Annotated in this window: 16 protein-coding genes; 13 read left to right on the plus strand and 3 right to left on the minus strand. The window is 50.5% G+C overall.

Annotation, left to right across the window (positions count from 1 at the left end):
• The first annotated feature begins 11 nt into the window (after positions 1-11).
• The 3 genes from B5F34_RS10765 (at position 12) to B5F34_RS10775 (ending at position 4729) form a co-directional block, all read left to right on the plus strand.
• Positions 12-1967 carry a cytochrome c biogenesis protein CcdA gene (locus tag B5F34_RS10765; protein WP_087338622.1) on the plus strand — a complete coding sequence of 652 codons (1956 nt, stop codon included), beginning with the start codon at positions 12-14 and terminating at the stop codon, positions 1965-1967.
• A gap of 113 nt (positions 1968-2080) precedes the next feature.
• Positions 2081-3154: an alcohol dehydrogenase gene (locus B5F34_RS10770; protein WP_087338625.1), complete on the plus strand. Its 1074-nt coding sequence runs from the start codon at positions 2081-2083 to the stop codon at positions 3152-3154.
• 36 nt (positions 3155-3190) lie between these two features.
• The gene (locus tag B5F34_RS10775) at positions 3191-4729 is read left to right on the plus strand and encodes a bifunctional GNAT family N-acetyltransferase/carbon-nitrogen hydrolase family protein (RefSeq protein ID WP_087338775.1); all 1539 of its coding nucleotides are present in this window, start codon (positions 3191-3193) and stop codon (positions 4727-4729) included.
• 54 nt (positions 4730-4783) lie between these two features.
• Here the strand turns inward: B5F34_RS10775 and B5F34_RS17365 are convergent, their stop codons facing one another.
• The gene (locus B5F34_RS17365) at positions 4784-4987 is read right to left on the minus strand and encodes a hypothetical protein (RefSeq protein WP_140392997.1); all 204 of its coding nucleotides are present in this window, start codon (positions 4985-4987) and stop codon (positions 4784-4786) included.
• A gap of 30 nt (positions 4988-5017) precedes the next feature.
• On the opposite strand from B5F34_RS17365, the gene ileS reads away from it, so the two are divergent.
• The 4 genes from ileS (at position 5018) to B5F34_RS10795 (ending at position 10522) form a co-directional block, all read left to right on the plus strand.
• Positions 5018-8512, plus strand: coding sequence for an isoleucine--tRNA ligase (gene ileS, locus B5F34_RS10780; RefSeq protein WP_087338628.1), 3495 nt, complete (start codon positions 5018-5020; stop codon positions 8510-8512).
• 36 nt (positions 8513-8548) lie between these two features.
• Positions 8549-8932, plus strand: coding sequence for a TraR/DksA C4-type zinc finger protein (locus tag B5F34_RS10785; protein ID WP_087338631.1), 384 nt, complete (start codon positions 8549-8551; stop codon positions 8930-8932).
• Positions 8933-9029: 97 nt separating this feature from the next.
• A complete protein-coding gene (locus B5F34_RS10790; RefSeq protein WP_087338633.1) occupies positions 9030-9662 on the plus strand; it encodes a lipoprotein signal peptidase in 633 nt (210 codons plus the stop codon).
• Positions 9659-10522 carry a DUF4296 domain-containing protein gene (locus B5F34_RS10795; RefSeq protein WP_239448923.1) on the plus strand — a complete coding sequence of 288 codons (864 nt, stop codon included), beginning with the start codon at positions 9659-9661 and terminating at the stop codon, positions 10520-10522. Before B5F34_RS10790 ends, B5F34_RS10795 begins: the two co-directional genes overlap by 4 nt.
• 211 nt (positions 10523-10733) lie before the next feature.
• Here B5F34_RS10795 and B5F34_RS10805 read toward each other — a convergent pair whose 3' ends face one another.
• Together B5F34_RS10805 and B5F34_RS10810 are read right to left on the minus strand one after the other, a co-directional pair.
• Entirely contained in the window at positions 10734-11501 is a 768-nt protein-coding gene (locus B5F34_RS10805) for an RNA methyltransferase (protein ID WP_087338643.1), read from the minus strand.
• A 269-nt stretch (positions 11502-11770) separates the two neighbouring features.
• Positions 11771-12655, minus strand: coding sequence for a helix-turn-helix domain-containing protein (locus B5F34_RS10810; RefSeq protein WP_087338645.1), 885 nt, complete (start codon positions 12653-12655; stop codon positions 11771-11773).
• A gap of 175 nt (positions 12656-12830) precedes the next feature.
• Between B5F34_RS10810 and B5F34_RS10815 the strand changes: the two genes are divergently transcribed.
• From B5F34_RS10815 to pheT, 6 genes are all read left to right on the plus strand, one after another.
• Positions 12831-14129, plus strand: a complete 1299-nt coding sequence (locus B5F34_RS10815) for a TolC family protein (RefSeq protein WP_087338648.1) — start codon at positions 12831-12833, stop codon at positions 14127-14129.
• Positions 14130-14243: 114 nt separating this feature from the next.
• Entirely contained in the window at positions 14244-15134 is an 891-nt protein-coding gene (locus tag B5F34_RS10820) for an HlyD family efflux transporter periplasmic adaptor subunit (RefSeq protein ID WP_087338650.1), read from the plus strand.
• Between the two features lie 26 nt (positions 15135-15160).
• Positions 15161-16621 carry an ATP-binding cassette domain-containing protein gene (locus B5F34_RS10825; protein WP_087338654.1) on the plus strand — a complete coding sequence of 487 codons (1461 nt, stop codon included), beginning with the start codon at positions 15161-15163 and terminating at the stop codon, positions 16619-16621.
• Complete coding sequence (locus tag B5F34_RS10830; protein ID WP_087338658.1) at positions 16618-17718, plus strand: ABC transporter permease; 1101 nt, start codon at positions 16618-16620, stop codon at positions 17716-17718. Before B5F34_RS10825 ends, B5F34_RS10830 begins: the two co-directional genes overlap by 4 nt.
• The gene (locus tag B5F34_RS10835) at positions 17718-18794 is read left to right on the plus strand and encodes an ABC transporter permease (RefSeq protein WP_087338778.1); all 1077 of its coding nucleotides are present in this window, start codon (positions 17718-17720) and stop codon (positions 18792-18794) included. The genes B5F34_RS10830 and B5F34_RS10835 overlap by 1 nt, the downstream gene beginning before the upstream one ends.
• A gap of 1084 nt (positions 18795-19878) precedes the next feature.
• Complete coding sequence (gene pheT / locus B5F34_RS10840) at positions 19879-22344, plus strand: phenylalanine--tRNA ligase subunit beta (RefSeq protein ID WP_087338662.1); 2466 nt, start codon at positions 19879-19881, stop codon at positions 22342-22344.
• The last annotated feature ends 36 nt before the right edge of the window (positions 22345-22380 follow it).

Below are 22380 nucleotides of genomic sequence, written 5' to 3' on the forward strand. Positions count from 1 at the left end.
TTACATTTTTTATGCTCCTGACGGTCTTGGCGGTTCGGGCGCAAATCTTGGAGCCGGTTACCTTCAAGACGGAAGTGAAGCAGGTGTCCGACGATAGAGTAGAGGTGGTATTTACGGGAACCATCGATGCCGGTTGGCATGTCTATTCAACAGAATTGGGAGACGGAGGTCCTATATCAGCTACGTTCAACGTAGATAAGATTCAGGGGGCTGAACCTGTAGGTAAACTGAAACCCGTAGGTAAGGAAATCTCTGCCTACGACAAGTTGTTTGAGATGCAGGTACGCTATTTTGAGAAAACGGCGCAATTCGTACAGGAACTGAAGCTGACGGGCGGTGCCTGGCAGGTAGCAGGTTATCTGGAATACGGTGCCTGCAACGACGAAAACTGCTTGCCTCCCACGCAGGTGCCTTTCAGTTTCGAAGGCAAGGCTGATGGAGTATCGCAGGCTTCTGCTTCTCTTGCCGAGGGCAAAGCAGAAGCAAATCCTGACGAAGAGGCGGCAAATGTCACGACGTCTCTTTCGGCTGAACCTGATTATTGGAAACCGGTTGTCGACGAGTTGAATTCGTTTGGTGAGAGTGTTGCTCAGCGCGACTTGTCGTGGCTTTATGTCTTCGGTATGGGCTTCGTAGGCGGTTTGCTCGCTTTGTTCACTCCCTGCGTATGGCCTATCATTCCGATGACCGTCAGCTTCTTTCTGAAACGTACGAAAGACAAGAAGAAAGGTATACGTGATGCCTTTACGTATGGTGCATCTATCATTGTTATATATGTAGCATTGGGACTGATTATCACCGCTCTGTTTGGTGCCAATGCCTTGAATGCGCTTTCCACGAATGCTATTTTCAATATTTTCTTCTGCCTCTTGCTTGTGGTGTTTGCTGCCTCGTTCTTCGGAGCCTTTGAAATCACTCTTCCTTCAAAGTGGAGCAATGCGGTGGACAGTAAGGCAGAGCAGACAACGGGACTTATCAGTATCTTCCTGATGGCCTTTACGCTGTCGCTTGTATCTTTTTCCTGCACGGGTCCTATCATCGGTTTCCTGCTGGTGGAGGTTTCTACAACGGGTAGCATCGTGGGACCGGCAGTGGGCATGTTTGCCTTTGCCTTGGCACTGGCTTTGCCCTTCACGCTTTTTGCTCTTTTCCCCTCATGGCTCAAGTCTATGCCTAAGTCGGGCGGGTGGATGAACGTCATTAAGGTAGTACTGGGTTTCATTGAACTGGCCTTTGCGCTGAAATTCCTCTCTGTGGCCGATTTGGCTTATGGTTGGCGCATTCTCGACCGTGAGACGTTCCTGTCCATCTGGATAGTGCTTTTTGCCTTACTTGGTCTTTATCTGTTGGGTAAAATTAAATTTCCTCATGACGACGACAATACTAAGGTCAGCGTGCCTCGTTTCTTTCTGGCCTTGGCTTCGCTGGCTTTTGCCGTCTATATGGTACCCGGTCTCTGGGGGGCTCCGCTGAAGGCTGTGAGCGCTTTTGCTCCGCCTCTCCAGACGCAGGACTTCAACCTCTATACGAACGAAGTACATGCTAAGTTTACCGACTATGATGCGGGTATGGCCTATGCTCGGCAGCAAGGTAAACCCGTGATGCTGGATTTTACCGGTTATGGCTGTGTAAATTGCCGCAAAATGGAGCTTTCCGTGTGGACGGATACGAAGGTGAGCGACCTCATCAACAACGATTATGTACTTATTACGCTCTATGTGGACGAGAAAACGCCGCTGCCGCAGCCTGTCAAAGTGATGGAAAACGGTAAGGAACGCACGCTGCGTACTGTAGGCGACAAGTGGAGCTACTTGCAACGTGTGAAGTTCGGTGCCAATGCACAGCCCTTCTACGTGCTGATTGACAACGAGGGTAATCCTTTGAACAAGTCATATTCGTATGACGAGGATATTGCCAAGTATGTGGATTTTCTGCAAACAGGGCTGAATAACTATCAGAAGAAATAAAGAAACATAAGTTTGAAAGAAGTCAAGGAGTCAAGTTGAGGTCGGGAATACCCCGGAACATTATCGGCTTGACTCCTTGACTTCTTGATTTTTAACGCTATAAAATAAGAAATATGTTGGCATATACTTACATCCGAAAAGGGGAATTTAGGTTTATGGACAAACCGAAGCCTGCCCTGCAAGACATGCGCGATGCTATTGTTCGCGTCACACTGGGCAGTATCTGTACCAGCGATTTACACATCAAGCACGGCAGTGTGTCTCGCGCTGTGCCTGGAATCACCGTAGGACATGAGATGGTGGGTGTGGTTGAAGAAGTTGGTTCGGAGGTAGTGAGCGTTCGCCCTGGAGATCGAGTGACGGTGAACGTAGAAACATTCTGTGGCGAATGTTTCTACTGCCGACATGGTTATGTCAATAACTGCACCGATCCCGATGGAGGATGGGCATTAGGGTGTCGCATTGACGGTGGACAAGCCGAATACGTGCGAGTGCCCCATGCTGATCAGGGTTTAAACCGTATTCCCGATACAGTGAGCGATGAGCAGGCTCTCTTTGTCGGCGATGTGTTGGCTACCGGTTTCTGGGCGGCTCGCATCTCAGACATCACGCCTGATGATACTGTGCTTATTATCGGTGCAGGCCCCACGGGCATCTGTACCTTACTTTGTGTGATGTTGAAGCAGCCCAAACGCATCATTGTGTGCGAACAGTCGGAAGAACGGTGCCGCTTTGTGCAGGAACATTATCCCAACGTGTTGCTGACGAAACCTGAAAACTGTCTTAGCTTTGTAAGAAGACATTCTGATCATGGAGGTGCAGACCGCGTACTGGAAGTAGCCGGTACGGATGAATCTTTCCGCTTGGCATGGGAGTGTGCACGACCCAATGCTACGGTCACAATCGTAGCTCTTTACGACCATCCTCAGTTGCTTCCTCTGCCCGATATGTATGGCAAGAACCTCACCTTCAAGACTGGAGGCGTGGATGGATGCGACTGTGCCGAGATACTTCGCCTGATAGCTCAGGGGAAGATTGACACTACACCTCTAATTACCCACCGTTTTCCGCTGAATCGCATCGGTGAGGCCTATCGCCTTTTTGAGAGCAAGGAGGATGGGGTAATGAAGATAGCCGTGGAAGAGGTGAAAAAATCTGCCCCCGGCACGTACCAGGTGGCAGGATAAAGCGTACCTTTGCACTGCTTTTAAAATATCATGATTATGGACGAACTGAAAATCAACAAAGTGCAGATACGCAATCTGCAAATAGAAGACTATGACCAGCTGGCACAGTCGTTTACCCGTGTTTATGCCGACGGCAGTGACGTGTTCTGGACCCATGCACAGATCGAGAAACTCATCAAGATATTTCCCGAAGGGCAAATTGTGACGGTGGTGGATGAGAAAATCGTGGGGTGTGCGCTCTCTATTATTGTGGATTATGACAAAGTAAAGAACGACCATACCTATGCTCAGGTAACAGGTAAGGAAACATTCAACACTCACAACCCTAAAGGTAACATACTCTACGGCATTGAAGTGTTTGTGCATCCTGAATACCGCGGGCTTCGTCTCGCCAGGCGTATGTACGAGTACCGCAAGGAATTGTGTGAGAAACTCAACCTGAAAGCCATCATGTTTGGCGGACGCATACCTAATTATCATAAATATGCCGATCAGATGCGTCCTAAGGAATACATTGACAAAGTGCGTCAGAAAGAGATTTATGACCCCGTGCTCACTTTCCAACTGTCCAATGATTTCCACGTGCGCAAGGTGATGCGTAATTATCTGCCCAACGACGAAGAGTCACGCCATTACGCCTGCCTGCTCCAATGGGATAATATTTATTATCAACCTCCTACGCAGGAGTATATCACGCCCAAGACATCGGTGCGTGTAGGGTTGGTACAATGGCAGATGCGTGCATATAAAACGCTGGACGACTTGTTTGAGCAGGTAGAGTTCTTCGTTGATGCTGTGTCCGATTATAAAAGCGATTTCGTGCTTTTCCCTGAATATTTCAATGCCCCGCTCATGGCGCGTTTCAACGATGAAGGTGAGTCGCAGGCCATTCGTGGGCTGGCTGCTTACACCGAAGAAATACGTAACCGCTTCGTAAAACTGGCCATCAGCTACAATATTAATATCATCACAGGGAGTATGCCTCTTATCAAGGATGACGGACGGTTGTACAACGTCGGTTTCCTTTGTCGGCGCGACGGATCTTATGAAATGTACGAGAAAATACACGTCACGCCAGACGAAATCAAGAGTTGGGGACTGAGTGGCGGCAAAATGATACGCACTTTCGAGACTGACTGCGCCCGTATTGGTGTGCTGATATGTTATGATGTGGAGTTTCCCGAACTTTCGCGCATCATGGCCGACCAGGGGATGCAGATTCTTTTCGTGCCATTTCTGACCGATACGCAAAATGCTTACAGTCGTGTGCAGGTATGTGCTCATGCACGTGCCATCGAAAATGAGTGTTTCGTTGTTATAGCCGGAAGTGTGGGCAATTTGCCACGTGTGCACAACATGGACATACAATATGCACAGAGCGGCGTGTTTACCCCTTGCGACTTTGCTTTTCCTACCGATGGACGGCGGGCCGAAGCTACACCCAATACAGAAATGATTCTTGTGTCCGATGTCGATTTGGATCTCCTTAATGAACTACATACTTACGGTAGTGTGCGCAACCTCAAAGACCGTCGTTCCGACCTCTATGAAGTGAAGCTTAAAAACCGTAACTGAACCGGTATCTGCTTCATGAACCGGAATGCCTACTACCCTGGGTAGTTTTTGCTATTACCCAGGGTAGAGCATTTTTTCTCTTTGCATTATTTCGTGCCATGTGGGGGAGGTATGCTCTCCTCGCTCCATGACGGCATCTTTCTTTGCATCTGCTTCTTTTCTTTTATAGATGGGAGAACGTAAAAGTGAGGCAGAAGTACGGATTTCTCCAACTTTTTTGTAATTTTGCGCCCTTGAAGTGTAGAATACACCTAACATTGAGGATAATAAACAGATAACAACTATAAAATGGGTAAGAGATTTGCCGAACATCCGAAGTTTGACCTCTCGGAAATCAACAAAAACGTGTTGAAGAAATGGGACGAAGACCAGGTCTTCGCCAAGAGTGTGACAGAACGTGAGGGATGCCCCTCTTTCGTGTTTTTCGAAGGACCTCCTTCGGCCAACGGTATGCCGGGCATACACCATGTATTGGCACGCACAATCAAGGATACCTTCTGTCGCTATAAAACCATGAAAGGATTTCTGGTGAACCGTAAGGCAGGATGGGATACCCACGGGTTGCCCGTAGAACTGGGTGTGGAGAAGGCATTGGGCATCACCAAGGAGGACATTGGGCGTACCATTTCTGTAGCCGACTACAACGCAGCCTGCCGCAAGGATGTGATGAAGTTTACCAAGGAGTGGGAGGACCTTACTCGTCGGATGGGCTATTGGGTGGATATGACCGATCCTTATATCACCTATGATAACCGCTACATTGAAACCCTTTGGTGGCTTCTGAAGCAGCTTTATGCTAAGGGGCTCCTCTATAAAGGTTACACCATTCAACCTTATTCGCCAGCTGCCGGTACCGGACTTAGCTCGCACGAACTCAATCAGCCTGGTTGCTATCGCGATGTGAAAGATCTCACTACGGTAGCACAGTTCCGCATTAAAGACCCCAAACCAGAGATGGCGGAGTGGGGCACGCCTTATTTCTTGGCATGGACAACTACGCCTTGGACACTTCCTTCTAACACAGCCCTCTGTGTAGGACCTAAGATTGACTATGTGGCTGTGCAGACTTACAACGGATATACAGGCGAGAAGATGACCGTAGTCTTGGCTAAGGAATTGCTCTATACTCACTTTAACAAGAAAGCAGAAGGTATTGCCTTAGAGGACTATAAACCTGGTGATAAACTCATTCCTTTCCGTGTAGTAGGTGAATATAAGGGACCTGACTTGGTTGGCATGCATTATGAGCAGCTCATTCCTTGGGTGAAACCTGTGTCTGTAGACGAGGATAGCAACTGGGTCGAAGCTGAACAAGAGGCTTTCCGTGTCATTCCCGGCGATTATGTTACTGTTGAAGACGGTACGGGTATTGTGCATATTGCTCCGACTTTCGGCGCTGATGATGCTTTCGTAGCCCGCCAGGCTGGCATTCCTTCTCTTTTTATGATAAACAAGCGGGGAGAAACCCGTCCTATGGTGGACCTTACGGGCAAGTTTTATCTGCTGGACGAACTGGATCCAGTCTTCGTACAGGCTTGTGTTAACGTAGATTTATATAAACAGTACCAGGGCCGCTGGGTAAAGAACGCCTACGACCCGCGCTTCACCATCGACGGCAAGTATGACGAGAAGGCCGCCCAGGCTGCCGAATCGCTCGACCTCGATCTCTGTATGATGCTGAAGGCTTCTAATCAGGCCTTTAAGATAGAGAAGCACGTGCATAATTACCCGCATTGCTGGCGTACAGATAAGCCTATTCTTTATTATCCCTTGGATAGCTGGTTTATCCGAAGCACAGCTTGTAAGGAGCGCATGATCGAACTGAACAAGACTATCAACTGGAAGCCGGAGTCGACTGGTACTGGTCGCTTTGGCAAATGGCTTGAAAACTTGAATGACTGGAATCTGAGCCGCTCGCGTTATTGGGGTACCCCGCTTCCCATCTGGCGTACTGAGGATGGCAGCGAAGAGAAATGTATCGGCTCTGTGGAGGAACTCTACGACGAGATAGAAAAGTCTGTAGCTGCTGGATTCATGGCCTCTAATCCTTACAAAGACCTCGGCTTCCAGCCTGGTGTCTATACGAAGGAAAACTACGACAGGATAGACTTACACCGTCCTTACGTGGATGATATTATTCTTGTTTCTTCCGATGGTAAACCCATGAAGCGTGAAGCAGATCTTATCGACGTGTGGTTCGACTCCGGTTCGATGCCTTACGCTCAGATACATTATCCTTTTGAGAACAAGGAAGCTCTGGACAGCCGTCAGGTGTATCCTGCCGACTTCATTGCCGAAGGAGTGGATCAGACCCGCGGATGGTTCTTTACGCTTCATGCCATCGCCACGATGGTGTTCGACTCCGTTGCTTACAAAGCTGTTATCTCCAATGGACTGGTGTTGGACAAGAACGGCAACAAAATGTCTAAGCGACTGGGTAATGCTGTAGACCCTTTCTCTACCATAGAGAAATATGGCTCCGATCCCTTGCGTTGGTATATGATAACCAATTCTTCACCTTGGGATAACCTGAAGTTTGACGTGGATGGTGTAGAAGAGGTTCGCCGCAAGTTTTTCGGCACTTTATATAATACGTACTCTTTCTTTGCTCTTTATGCCAATGTGGACGGATTCGAATATAAGGAGCCTGATGTGCCCATGAATGAGCGTCCTGAGATTGACCGTTGGATTCTCTCTCTGCTTAATTCGTTGGTCAAGAGTGTGGATGCTTGCTACAACGATTACGAGCCTACCCGTGCCGGACGTCTTATCTCTGATTTCGTCAATGATAATCTTTCCAACTGGTATGTCCGTTTGAATCGCAAGCGTTTCTGGGGAGGAGGCATGACACAAGACAAGCTTTCGGCTTATCAGACTCTTTACACTTGTTTGGAAACTGTAGCCAAGCTGATGGCGCCAATTGCCCCCTTCTATGCCGATATGCTTTATACTGACCTGATAGAGGTGACTGGACGTGACAAGGTGGTTTCTGTTCATCTGGCTAAATTCCCCGAGTGCAATGATAGTCTGATAAACACTGACTTGGAGGCTCGTATGCAGATGGCACAAGACATAACCTCCATGGTGCTTGCTTTACGCCGTAAAGTCAACATCAAAGTGCGCCAGCCTCTGCAGTGCATCATGATTCCTGTGGTGGACGAAGAACAACGCGCTCATATCGAAGCTGTAAAAACTCTCATCATGACTGAAGTAAATGTCAAGGAAATTAAATTTGTGGAAGGTGCGGCAGGTGTACTGGTCAAGAAAGTGAAGTGTGACTTCAAGAAGCTGGGACCCAAGTTCGGCAAGCAGATGAAGGCTGTAGCTGCACTGGTAAACGGCATGAGTCAGGAAGCCATTGCCGAGTTGGAAAAGAACGGTACTTATACATTCATTTTGCCTGAAGGTGGAAATGCCGTCATTGATGTATCAGATGTCGATATTTTCAGCGAGGACATTCCCGGTTGGCTCGTGGCTAATGAAGGTAGGCTGACTGTGGCTCTTGAGGTGACCCTTACCGATGAACTCCGTCGGGAAGGTATCGCTCGCGAACTGGTAAACCGCATCCAGAACCTTCGCAAGTCGAGTGGATTTGAGATAACAGATAAAATAAGCATCACATTATCTAAAAATCCGCAAACGGATGATGCTGTAACCGAATATAAAGACTATATTTGCAACCAAGTTTTAGGAACTCGGCTGACACTGGCTGATGAAGTAGAGAATGGAACCGAACTCAACTTCGATGATTTCTCCGTTCAAGTCAGTGTGGTCAAGGAATAAACTACTTAATACCAAATGATTTAAACACGTTACGTTATGGCAGAAAAAACAAGATACTCGGATGCCGAGTTGGAAGAATTCCGCGCCATCATCTTGGAAAAGTTGGCATTAGCTCAACGCGATTATGATATGTTGAAAGCAAGCTTGACTGGAGCGGATGGAAATGATGTGGATGACACGTCGCCCACTTATAAAGTATTGGAAGAAGGTGCCAACACTCTTTCCAAGGAAGAAACCACACGTTTGGCCCAGCGTCAGTTGAAGTTTATTCAAGGATTGCAGGCTGCTTTGGTGCGCATTGAAAACAAGACGTATGGCATTTGCCGCGAAACGGGAAAACTGATTCCTGCTGAGCGCCTGCGTGCTGTTCCTCATGCCACATTGAGCATTGAAGCCAAGAACCACCAAGGCAAGAAATAAGAACGTGAGTGAAATACGGGCTACAAGATGAAGCGGAAAAGGCGGCGCTTGTAGCTCGTAATTTATTGCTAACACAAAGGTATCAGAATTAAGTAAGATGAATAAATACTTTACGAAGGGACGGATAGCGTGGCTCATTATTCTGTCTGTGTTGATAATAGATCAGGTTATCAAGATATGGATAAAGACGCACATGTATTGGCATGAAAGCATACGGGTGACGGATTGGTTTTATATCTTGTTCATCGAGAATGTGGGCATGGCTTTCGGCATGGAAATCTTCGGAAAACTGTTCTTGACTATTTTCCGCTTAGTGGCTGTATCAGTCATTGGCTGGTTTTTGTATAAAAGTATCAAGAACAATCTCAAGACGGGATTTATTGTCTGCATCTCCTTGATTTTGACCGGTGCGTTGGGCAACATTGTAGATAGCGTATTCTATGGTGTATTATTCAGCGAGAGCACTCCTTCTCAGATAGCTGCTTTCTTGCCGGAAGGTGGTGGATATGCTCCTTTGTTTTACGGTAAGGTAGTGGATATGTTCTATTTCCCCATTATTGATACACATTGGCCCCAGTGGGTACCTTTTGTGGGAGGGGAGCACTTCATCTTTTTTAGTCCTATCTTTAATTTCGCCGATGCTGCTATTAGTTGTGGGGTGATTGCCTTGTTCCTTTTCTACAGTAAATCCTTTAGTGAAGCTTATCATTTGGTAGTCAAGAAGAAATGATGAATAAGACACTGGGACATATCAGCAAGTGGCTATACATGGGTGTGATTGCATTCAGCCTGGTTTCGTGCAAGGTTGAACGCCCTGATACAGTCTTGTCTGATGAAAAGATGGAAGCTATACTTTACGATTATCACATCGCCAAAGCAATGGGGGAGCAGGTAGCTTATGATGAAAGTTATAAGCGCGTGCTTTATATGGAATCTGTCTATAAGAAACATGGTATAACCGAAGCTCAGTTTGATACCTCGATGGTTTGGTTCTCCCGTCATCCAGAAGTTTTGAGGGATATATATGAAAAGGTCAACAAGCGCCTGAAAACAGAGAAAGAGAAGATAGACGACTTGATAGCCAAGCGGGATAATAAACCAAAAATGTCAAAGCCGGGCGATAGTATTGATGTATGGGCTTGGCAACGAACGTACAGATTAACAGGCATGCCATTGAATAACCGTATACAGTTTGATTTGCCTTCCGATTCCAATTTCTACGACAGGGATACTCTGCGTTGGAGTGTACGCTTCCGTTATGAAGGTGAAGGACCGGCTGATACGCTTTACGCTCCAGTTATGGCCATGCAGATTTATTACGATACAGATACGGTTCTTCATGAGATGCGCCGCATTGATAAGTCTGGTACAGAACTTATCAGTCTGTGGGCAGATTCGTTGGGAGGCATCAAGAATGTGGCAGGTTTTGTCTATTATCCGATGCAATCTGCCGGGCATGTCCTGTTGGCCGATGAAGTAATGTTAATGCGTTATCATGCCGAAGGAGATAGTGTTGGAAGTCGGCATTCTTCTCAGCGTAAGGAAGCCAAACCCCTATCAGTTCGCCCGTCGGCTGCTCTTAAGAAATAGTTATCCCATGCAGGTATGACACGTTATGCTTCCCATTTTGTTTATGTGCCGGGTCGCGGTTTCCTGAAGCGGCATGGCGTAGAGTTAGCAGGCGGGAAAGCAGTTCGCGTATTCGCTTTAGAAGAGGGTGAGACGGCGCATACACAGTGGTTACCCGGCGTTTTGGAGATAGAAGAAGACCAGCGTGTCTTTCATTGCGATCCGTTCGATTTTATTGCCATGCGGCCTGTCTCCGGAACTCAGCGCAAACAATTGCGGTAGCGATGGCCACATTGAGTGATTCGGAATTTCCCCGTTCCGTAGGATAAGCCGGGATATATAGTTTCCTGGTAACTAAAGATTCTATTTCTTTGCGTATGCCTTTCCCTTCATTTCCCATAATAATCAGTCCATTGGCAGACAAAGGGTGGGAGTAGATATTGTCTCCGTCGAGAAAGGTGCCATATATGGGGATATTCGTAGGCAGATGCCGGATGAATTCCTGCAAATCGGTGTAGTGAACAGAAACGCGGGCCAGGCTTCCCATAGTGGCTTGTACGGTTTTGGGATTATACACATCCGCTGTGTCGGGTGAGCAGAGAATGTGGCGGATACCGAACCAGTCGGCCAAACGAAGGATAGTACCTAAGTTACCCGGATCTTGCACCCCGTCCAGAGCCAGACAAAGGTTATGCTTGGCAGCATCTGTCGGAAACGCTTCTTTGCGTTGGTGGAAAACTGCCATCACCTGTTGCGGACTTTTTAGAAAACTGGCACGGACAAGCTCTTCTTCCGAAACTTCTATAAATTCGTCGCATACGGGAGGGGTATGCTGCTGGTCCATCCAGTCAGATGTGGCGACCAATAGCTGACAAGGAAAATGTCCTAACAGTTCACCAACTAATTTGGGCCCCTCAGCTACGAAAACTTGGTTGGCGTCTCGATGCTTTTTTATTTCCAGTGAGTGGATATATTTGATGCGGTTCTTGCTTAATGCCATAATAAAACTTTTCTCCTGCAAAAGTACGTCATTATTCTTATATAATCAAAAGAAGAGGCTGTTTTGGCAAGGGAAATATATCCCAATATGGATGCCATTTACATTTCTGATGCGCTGTGCCGATGCCACGTGTGCATGAAACAACTCTCTGATAAACGCTTTCCGGAACACTGCCAAGCAATAAGCAGCCTGCTGCCAAGCAATAAGCACTTTGCTGGTTGTATGTTAGAAACAGCCTGCTGATTATGAACGGCATACAAGCCTCATGGCTATTCGTTTCTGTATTCTCCAGGCGTCATTCCCGTCATGCGTTTAAAGAATTTTGAGAAGAACGATGGATTGGGGAAATTCAGTTCATCAGCTATCTGGTAAGTCAGCAGATTGCTGTGCTTCAACAAGACTTTGGCTTCCAGAATGACTGAGCGGTTTATCCAGTCCATCACAGTTTTTCCACTGGTTTCGCGCACCAGTCCGCTCAAGTAGTGAGGCGAGAGGAAGAGGCGGTCGGCATAAAAGTCGATGTTGCGCTCGGTGCGGGCATATTGGTTGACTAAAGCGAGAAATTGCCTGAACACCTCTTCCCGGCGTGGCAAGTGAGTGGAGCTATTAGTTTCGTGCGCCTCATACAAAGGCTTCAGTGCAAACAGCAAGGATGCCAGCAGATGACAGACAGCACCGGCATTAAACGGAGTGCGGAACAGAGATGCCCAGAGCAGTTCGAAATAGGCAGAGATGTGTTGCCTGGCGCTGGCTTCCAGATTGAAGCAGACGCCCTGTTGCAGCCCCATTTCGCGTATAGATGGAAGGTCGGGCATCATTCGTTCGGAAGGGGCAATCATTTGGAAATCGCAATCCCGGCTGATATGGCGCAGTTCAATGATGTCGTTGGGCAGGCAAAATATAACATCTCCTTCGCTGACTTCATATTCAGTGAGGTTGATGACATATAGTCCGGTTCCTTTCAGCACGCGGACGATGCGGTATTCCCGCAGCCGGTAGGGCTGTCTCAGCATAACCGGCAAGTTGTTTTTATAAGGCTCGATTGTGTAGAGCATGGCGATGTCATTGCTTACGAAGCGGCATCCCGGTTCGGTAGTCAGCTGTCGTTGGGCGCGTACTTCTTCAAAAATCAGTTCGATGGGTCTTTCTTTCATGGATAAGTGTGTGATGATTCTGTGGCAAAGATAAGAATTATTTCGTTTGAAGCACGATTTATCTGACTGTATCGTACTATGAGAACATATCTTATGTGTAATGGAAAGGCGAGGTCCGGAAGCTAACCCTTATCTTTGCATTCAGAAGAATGTATAAAAAGAAAGCATAGAAGATATGAGGAAATGGAAGAGATACTTTTGCCTGCTTGCATGGATGGTGGCGGCTGGCGTTTCTGCCCAGGTGCCGGCAGATTCGCTTCTGCTTGAGTTGGAGACTTGCCAACGTCTGGCGCAAGACAATTATCCGCTGGTGCGGCGCTATGACCTGATTGAGCAGGCACGTGCCTACGACCTGTCTCATGCAGCCAAAGGCTATCTGCCTCAGTTGTCGCTGTCGGGCAAGGCAACGTATCAGAGCGAGACCACAGAATTGCCGTTCGACATTCCCGGCATCGGACATATCGGCTTGCCCAAAGACCAGTATCAGGTGGGAATAGAAGTGCAGCAGACGGTATGGGATGGTGGACAGATTCGCGCACGCAAGCGACAGACAGAGGCAGCTTCGGAGGTGGATGCAGAGAAGCAGCGGGTGGATATGTATGCCGTCAGAGAGCGCATCAATCAATTATTCTTCGGCATACTTCTGTTGGACGAACAGCTTCGTCAGAACGACATTCTGCAAGACGACTTAAAGCGCACGTATGACAAGGTAGTGGCTTATATGGCTCATGGCGTTGCCAACCAGAGCGATGTGGATGCCGTGCGCGTGGAAGAGCTGAATGCCAGCCAGCAGCGTGTGAGTCTGGAGGTGTCGCGTAGGGCATACATACAGATGTTGGGTGCCTTTATCGGGTGGAATCTGCCGGAAGATGTATCTTTGCAGAAGCCTGTGCCTGAGCAGGAAGATGAACAGAGCGTGGCTGCTTTGCCGGGCATAGCCCGTCCGGAAGTGGGCTGGCTGGCGGCGCAAGAGCGTCAGATAGACGTGCAGGAGTCGGCGTTGAAGACAGGATACCTGCCTCGTCTGGGAGTGTTCGTGCAGGGAGCGTATGGCAATCCTGGATTGAACATGCTGAAAGACGACTTCAGTGCCTGGTTCATGGCAGGTATTCGCCTGACTTGGAATTTCGGTAGCCTGTATACCTTAAAAGATGACCGCCGACTGTTGGATGTCAAGCGGCGCGAAGTGGAGGTGTCGCGCGATGCTTTTCTCTTCAACACCCGCCTGGAAGCTATCAGGCAAGATGCGCAGGTGCATGGCTTGCGCAGGCAGATGGCCGATGACGAGGAAATAATCCGCCTGCGGGGCAATATCCGCAGAACGGCAGAAGCCAAGGTGAAGAATGGCACGATGAGTGTGACCGACTTGCTGACGGAGATTAACCGCGAGAGTGGAGCACGCCTCGCCAAGGCTTTGCACGAAGTGCAGTGGTTGATGGAGATATGGCAACGGAAGCACGTGCTGAACGACTGACGGGTGGATGTCGCTTTTTTTCTTCTTTCTTCTTCTGGAATTTGTTTACTCAATTTACTTTAATAGATACCCGATATGATTCATGTATTTTCAAGACATCTTGTTTCTATCCCGATGCTCAGCCTGGCGCTGGCTCCTGCTTTGCTGTCGTGTTCGGGAAGCTTGCCCGACTACGATGCCACCGGCACCTTCGAAGCTACCGAAGTGCTGGTATCTGCCGAAGCGCAAGGCAGGCTGATGGCTTTCGACGTAGAAGAGGGCGACAGCTTGCGGGCAGGCCAGGAAGTGGGCGTTGTCGACACGGTGCAACTGCATTTGCAGAAGCTGCAATTAGAGGCCAGCATGAAGTCGGTAGAACGTCAGCGGCCCGATATTCTGAAGCAGGTGGCAGCTACCAAAGAGCAAATATCACAAGCTGAGCGCGAGCGCAACCGACTGGCCAGCCTCCTGAAGCTGGGAGCTGCCAACCAGAAAGACTTAGACGACGCCGAGAGCCTGCTGCGGACTCTGCGCAGCCAGCTTGACGCACAGAATTCGTCTTTGCAAAACAACGACCAGAGCCTGTCCTGGCAAAGCTCGTCGGTAGCTGTGCAGGTGGCTCAAGTAGACGACCGCTTAGACAAATGTCATGTGCGCTCCCCGCTGACGGGCACTGTGCTGGCCAAATATGCCGAAGCCGGCGAACTGGTATCGACAGGGATGCCTCTGTTCAAGGTGGCAGACATGGAGCAGGTATATCTGAGGGCATACGTCACGAGCGAGCAACTCTCGCGCCTGCATACGGGCCAGCGACTTACCGTCTATGCCGACTATGGCAAAGACATCCGCTACGAATATCCCGGCTTGATTACTTGGATATCCGAGACGGCAGAATTCACTCCCAAGACCATCCTCACGAACGACGAACGCGCCAGCCAGGTATATGCCATCAAGATTCTGGTGCGCAACGACGGCCGTTTGAAGCTGGGCATGTATGGAGGAATCTGTTTAGACGAAGAAGAATAACCAGGCAGAAAAGAGGAGGCGATGCAATGGAACTGGCAGTAGTAGCTACCGACATCCAGAAACGCTACGGAAAGGTGGAAGCGCTGCGGGGCGTGTCTTTCGCGGTGCGCAAAGGCGAATTGTTCGGACTGATTGGCCCCGACGGAGCAGGCAAGACCTCGCTGTTCCGCATACTGGCCACGCTCTTGACGGCAGATGCCGGGCAGGCCACGGTGTGCGGGCTCGACGTGGTGCGCGATTATCAGGCGATTCGCAGCAAGATAGGCTATATGCCCGGACGCTTTTCGCTTTACCAAGACCTCACGGTGGAAGAAAATCTGGAGCTGTTTGCCACCGTGTTCCGCACCTCTGTCCGTGCCAATTACGAATTGGTGCGCGACATTTACAGCCAGATTGAGCCTTTCCGCAAGCGGCGTGCCGGAGCCTTGTCGGGCGGGATGAAGCAGAAGCTGGCTCTGTCGTGTGCGCTCATCCACAAACCGGAGGTGCTGCTGCTGGACGAACCTACCACCGGAGTAGACCCCGTTTCGCGACGGGAGTTCTGGCAGATGCTCCAGCGCTTGCGGAGCGAAGACATCACCGTGGTAGTCTCGACGCCCATCGTCGACGAGGCACGGCAGTGCGACCGCATCGCCTTCATCAACGAGGGGGTTATCCGCGGCATCGATGTTCCCGGCGCCGTCTTGCAGCGTTTCGCATCCATTCTCTGCCCCGAAGCATTGAGCCATGCGCATGCCGTGCAGCATCCCGAACCCGTCATACAAGTGCAGCACCTGACCAAACGCTTCGGCTCTTTTACGGCTGTCGACCATATCTCTTTCGAGGTGCACCGCGGAGAGATATTCGGTTTTCTCGGAGCCAACGGAGCAGGCAAGACCACGGCCATGCGCATGCTCACCGGGTTGAGCCTCCCCACCGAAGGCAAAGCCGTCGTGGCAGGATATGACGTAGCTGTCCAGCCGGAAGAAGTCAAACGGCACATCGGATACATGAGCCAGAAATTTTCTCTTTACAACGACCTGAAGGTATGGGAGAACATCCGCCTCTTTGCCGGCATCTACGGCGTGCCCCGCCAACAGATTGCTCCCCGCATGGAAGAGATGCTGGCACGCATCGGGCTGGCTTCCGAGCGCGATACGCCGGTGGGGCGTCTGCCTTTGGGCTGGAAGCAAAGGCTGGCTTTTTCGACAGCCATCTTCCACCGTCCGGACATCGTTTTCCTGGACGAACCGACGGGAGGGGTAGACCCCGCCACCAGGAAGCAGTTTTGGGAATTGATATACCGGGTGGCAGAAAGCGGCATCACCGTGTTTGTGACCACCCATTTCATGGACGAGGCCGAATATTGCGACCGCCTCTCTATCATGGTCGACGGGCAAATCCGCGCCTTAGACACCCCCGCCGCCTTGAAGGAGCGGTTCGGGGCGGCAACGATGGATGAGGTATTCCGGCGTCTGGCACGTGAAGCGAGGTGGGGAGAATCATGAAACAGTTTGCAGCATTTGTACGTAAAGAATTCTGCCATATCTTCCGCGACCGGCGGACGATGCTCATCCTGCTGGCCATGCCTGTGGTGCAGATTATCCTCTTTGGCTTTGCCATCACCACCGAGGTGAAGGATGTGCGCACGGCGGTGGTCGACCCCTCCGACGATGTCCTGACCCGCCGCATCATCAGCCAGATAGATGCTTCGGAGTATTTCAGGGTGACGGAACATCTGTCGTCGCCACTCGAAGCGGAGCAGGCTTTCCGCCGGGGCGAAATCGACTTGGCTGTCGTGTTCAGCCCCCGTTTCATGGACCGTCTGCCTGCCGGTGAAGCCCGCATACAGCTCATCTCCGACGCCACCGACCCCAACATGGCAGCCCAGCAGTCGGGATATGCCTCTTCCATCATTCTTTCTGCCGGGCAGCAGTGGCTGTCGCCCGGGCAGGGGGTGGCAGTGGTTGTCCCCCGGCTGAAGCTGCTGTATAATCCGGGCATGCTGAGTGCTTACAACTTTGTGCCGGGAGTGATGGGGCTGATACTGATGCTGTTGTGTGCCATGATGACCTCCATTTCCATTGTGCGCGAGAAAGAGACCGGCACGATGGAGGCGCTGCTTGTCTCGCCCATGCGGCCGTTGCATGTCATTCTGGCCAAGCTGGTGCCTTATTTCGTCTTGTCGTGTGTCAACCTGCTCACCATCCTGCTTCTGTCGGTCTTTGTCTTGCAGGTGCCGGTGGCGGGCAGTCTGTCGGGATTGGCGGCGGTGTCAGGATTATTTATTGTCGTATCTTTGTCATTAGGGTTGCTCATCTCCACGCTGACGCAGACTCAGGTGGCTGCCATGCTTGTGTCGGGTTTGGTGCTGATGATGCCTACCATGTTGTTGTCGGGCATGATATTTCCCATCGAGAGCATGCCGGTATTGTTGCAGGGGCTGTCAGTCTTGGTGCCGGCGCGTTGGTATATCTCTGCGGTGCGCAAGCTGATGATTATGGGAGTCGATGTGGGCTATGTGTGGCAGGAAGTCGGCGTGTTGTTGCTGATGGCAGTATTGTTTGTAAGCATAAGTTTAAAAAAGTTCAAGGACCGTTTATGATGATACGTTATTTGATAGAGAAAGAATTCAAGCAATTGGTGCGCAATCCTTTTCTGCCCAAGCTGATATTGATTTTCCCTTGCATGATGATGTTGCTGATGCCCTGGGCAGCCAATTTGGAGGTGAAAGACATACGTCTGGCGGTGGTAGACGCCGACCACAGCCAGCTGTCGCGCCGTTTGTTGGAGAAGGTTTCGTCGTCGGTCGACTACTTCCGCACGGTGGCATTTCCGGGCACGTGGAACGAGGCGCTGCGTTGTGTGGAGTCGGGGCAGGCAGATGCCATTTTGGAGATTCCGCGCGGTTTCGAGCGTCAGTGCATGCGCGGTGCGGAAAGTCCGGTGCTGATAGCCGTCAATGCCGTCAACGGCACCAAGGGCGGTCTGGCAGGTTCTTATCTCACCACGGTGCTCTCGTCGGTGCAGCCAGGGGTGCCGCAGGTGGGGGTAGAGACGCAGTATCTGTTCAATCCGTCGTTGGACTACAAGCACTTCATCGTGCCGGCGCTGATGGTGATGCTGCTGACCTTGCTGTGTGGTTTCCTGCCTTCGCTCAATGTGGTGGGCGAGAAAGAGGCCGGCACCATCGAGCAGATTAACGTGACTCCCGTTCGCAAGTTTGTGTTCATCTTGGCCAAGCTGGTACCTTATTGGCTGATAGGCTTCGTGGTGCTGACGTTGTGTTTCGTGCTGGCGTGGATGCTTTACAGCGTGGTGCCCGTGGGCAGTTTCCTCACCATCTACGGCTTTGCCTTGGTCTTTTTGGTCGTGGTGTCGGGCTTCGGGCTGGTCATCTCCAACTATTCCGACACGCTGCAGCAGGCTATGTTCGTCATGTTCTTTTTCCTCCTTCTGTTCATCCTGATGAGCGGCTTGTTTACTCCCATCCGCAGCATGCCGCTCTGGGCGCAGGCCATCACGTGGGTCAACCCGTTGAGGTATTTCGTCGAGGTGATGCGCGCGGTCTACCTGCGGGGCAGCGGTGTGGCCGACCTCTTGCCGCAACTGGGTGCCTTGGCGGGCTTTGCCGTGGTTTTCAACCTTTGGGCGGTAAGGAGCTACCGGAAGAGGGCGTAACTTCTTTCCTCCTTTCTGCAAAGCGCCCGCCCCTGCCTCGGCGGCGGTGAGGGTGGTTTGTGCTCTCGGGTTGTTTCTCTGTTTCGGTGTCTGGGCCTTGACGCCGCAAAAGTAGCACTAAGTTTTGGAATTGCCAAATAACGGGTGCCTTTAAGGGGGATTTTTGGACGGAGACCTGTAAGAAATCTTTGTTTTCTGCTGATAGCCAGTTGTTTATGCGCGCAGTAAAAGATAATTGAGAATTGAGAATTGAGAATTAATAATTGAGATAATTGAGATTTGAGATAATTGTGATTTGAGATTCGTGGTTTGACCCTTCGAGGTCGATGGAAGGGGGGGGAAGATGAGATAGTTCCGCAGGTGTTCCCCTGCGGGGAGCCACCAGCGGTTACCCATCGTTCAACCTCTTTGAGATTGGTCTGTCGGCAAAATGACGGAAGGGCACAGAGTCCGCGGCTTCGCCACATACGAGAGAAGGGAAAATAACTCTGTGAGCTATGGGCAAGAAAACAAAACTCTGTGTCTCCGTGCCTCTGTGTTTAAGTAATCAATCAGTTTTGCACATTTACTATCTCAAATCTCAATTATCTCAAATCTCAAATCACAATTATCACAATTATCTCAAATCACAATTATCTCAATTATTAATTCTCAATTTTCACTGCGCGTATAAGCAACTGGCTATCAGTAAGAAACAAAGATTTCTCGCAGGCCTCCGTCCCAAAATCCCCCTTAAAGGCACCCGTTGTTTGGCAGTTTCAAACATAAATACTATCTTTGTATCGTCAAGGCCAAGACATCGAAAGGGAGAACAATAAAAGGGTGTGAACCCAACTGCAAAACGCCCGCAGGCGTAGCCGTTTGAAGAGATAAACAGCGGGTGGACGTGCAAGAAAAAGAAGTGATACGAAACGCAGAGGCATAGGGGTGCGTCAAAAAAAACACTATCGAAACAGCTCACATTACGCATAGTGAGCCGCCCCGCTCCGGCAGGTAGCTAAATTCCGCTCCGATATGCCCGCTGTTATCAAAATTCTTATTACCTTTGCAAGTCCATTTTTGAAATCTATAAAAACTATTCGATATGAATATCTCTTACAACTGGTTAAAAGAATACGTCGACTTCGACCTGACCCCTGCGGAAGTGGCTGCCGCACTGACCTCCATCGGCTTGGAAACGGGCAGCGTGGAAGAAGTCGAAACCATCAAGGGCGGGCTGGAAGGCCTGGTTATCGGCGAAGTGCTGACGTGTGTGCCGCATCCCAATTCGGACCACATGCACGTCTGCACGGTCAACCTGGGCGACGGCGGCGAGCCGGTGCAAATCGTGTGCGGGGCACCCAATGTGGCGGCAGGACAGAAAGTGGTGGTGGCTACGCTGGGCACCAAACTGTATGACGGCGACGAGTGCTTCACCATCAAGAAATCGAAATTGCGCGGCGTAGAGTCGAACGGCATGATTTGCGCGGAAGACGAAATAGGCATCGGCACCGACCATGCAGGCATCATCGTCTTGCCGCAAGAGGCGGTGCCGGGCACACCTGCCAAAGAATACTACCACATCCAGAGCGATTACGTGCTGGAGGTAGACATCACCCCCAACCGCGCCGATGCCTGCTCGCACTACGGCGTGGCGCGCGACCTCTACGCCTGGCTGGTGCAGAACGGACGGCAGACCGCCTTGCACCGCCCCTCGGTGGAAGCTTTTGCTACCGACAACCACGACCTCGACATCGACGTGACGGTAGAAAACACCGAAGCCTGTCCGCGCTATGCCGGAGTGACCGTGAAAGGCGTCTGCGTGAAGGAAAGCCCCGACTGGCTGCAAGACAAGCTGCGCGCCATCGGGCTGCGCCCCATCAACAACGTGGTCGATGTGACCAACTACATCGTGCATGCCTTCGGACAACCCCTGCATTGCTTCGATGCCGACCAGATTAAGGGGCGGCACGTCATTGTGAAAACCATGCCCGAAGGAACACCCTTCGTCACCCTCGACGGCGTGGAGCGCAAACTGAACGAACGCGACCTCATGATTTGCAACGCCGAAGAACCCATGTGCATAGCAGGCGTGTTTGGCGGACTGGCTTCCGGCTCTACAGAGCAGACCAAAGACGTGTTCCTGGAGAGCGCTTACTTCCATCCCACCTGGGTGCGAAAGACCGCACGGCGCCACGGGCTGAACACCGACGCCTCATTCCGCTTCGAGCGAGGCATCGACCCGAACAGCGTCATCTATTGCCTGAAACTGGCTGCCCTGATGGTGAAGGAACTGGCGGGAGGCACCATCGCCTCGGACATCAAGGATGTATGCAACGCACAGTTCCCCGACTTCCGCGTGGAGCTTCCTTACCGGTATGTACACGACCTCGTGGGCAAGACCATCCCGGTGGAAACCATCAAGAGCATTGCAGGCAGCCTGGAGATGAAAACTGTAGCCGAAACACCCGAAGGACTTACACTCGATGTGCCCCCTTATCGAGTAGATGTGCAACGCCCGTGCGATGTGGTGGAAGATATTCTGCGCATCTATGGATATAATAATGTAGAAATACCCACCACGCTACACAGCAGCCTCACCACGAAAGGCGAAGAAGACAAATCCAACCGCTTGCAGAATCTGGTGGCAGAGCAACTGGTGGGCTGTGGTTTCAATGAAATATTAAACAACTCGCTGACGCGCGCCGCCTACTACGACGGCCTGTCCTCTTATCCCTCAGACAGCCTGGTGATGCTGCTTAATCCGTTGAGCGCAGACCTCAATGCCATGCGCCAGACCTTGTTGTTCGGCGGATTGGAGAGCATCGCACACAATACCAACCGCAAGAATGCCGACTTGAAATTCTTCGAATTTGGCAACTGCTATCATTACAACAAGAGCAAGGAAGACCCTGAACGTGTGCTCTCGCCTTACACCGAAGAACTGCACCTGGGGCTTTGGCTGACGGGAAAGAAGGTGTCCAACTCGTGGGCTCATCCCGATGAAGATTCTTCCGTATATGAATTGAAAGCCTACGTAGAGAATATCCTGGCACGGTTGGGGCTGCAGATGCACGACCTTGTTGTCGGAAACCTGACGGATGATATGTATGCCGTGGCTCTTTCCGTCAACACAAGGGGAGGAAAGCGATTGGCTACAGTGGGCGTCGTGAAACACAAACTGTTGAAAGCATTCGACATAGAACACGATGTGTATTATGCAGACCTCAACTGGAAGGAACTGCTGAAAGCTGTTCGCAACGTCAAAGTCGGCTATCGGGAGATTTCCAAGTTCCCGGCAGTGAAAAGAGACTTGGCCCTCCTGCTGGACAAGCAGGTCCCCTTCGCCGAAATAGAGAAGATAGCGTATGAGACAGAAAAGAAATTGCTGAAAGAAGTCTCTCTTTTCGATGTCTATGAAGGAAAGAACCTCGAAGCCGGCAAGAAGAGTTACGCCGTCAGCTTCCTGTTGCAAGACGAGAATGCCACACTGAACGAAAAGCAAATAGACAAAATCATGTCGAAGCTTATCGCCAATCTTGAAAACAAACTCGGAGCCAAACTCCGCTGACTTTTTTAAACCGTAAACAATAATCATTAAAACAAT

Source organism: Mediterranea sp. An20, assembly GCF_002160055.1.
GTDB lineage: Bacteria > Bacteroidota > Bacteroidia > Bacteroidales > Bacteroidaceae > Bacteroides > Bacteroides avicola.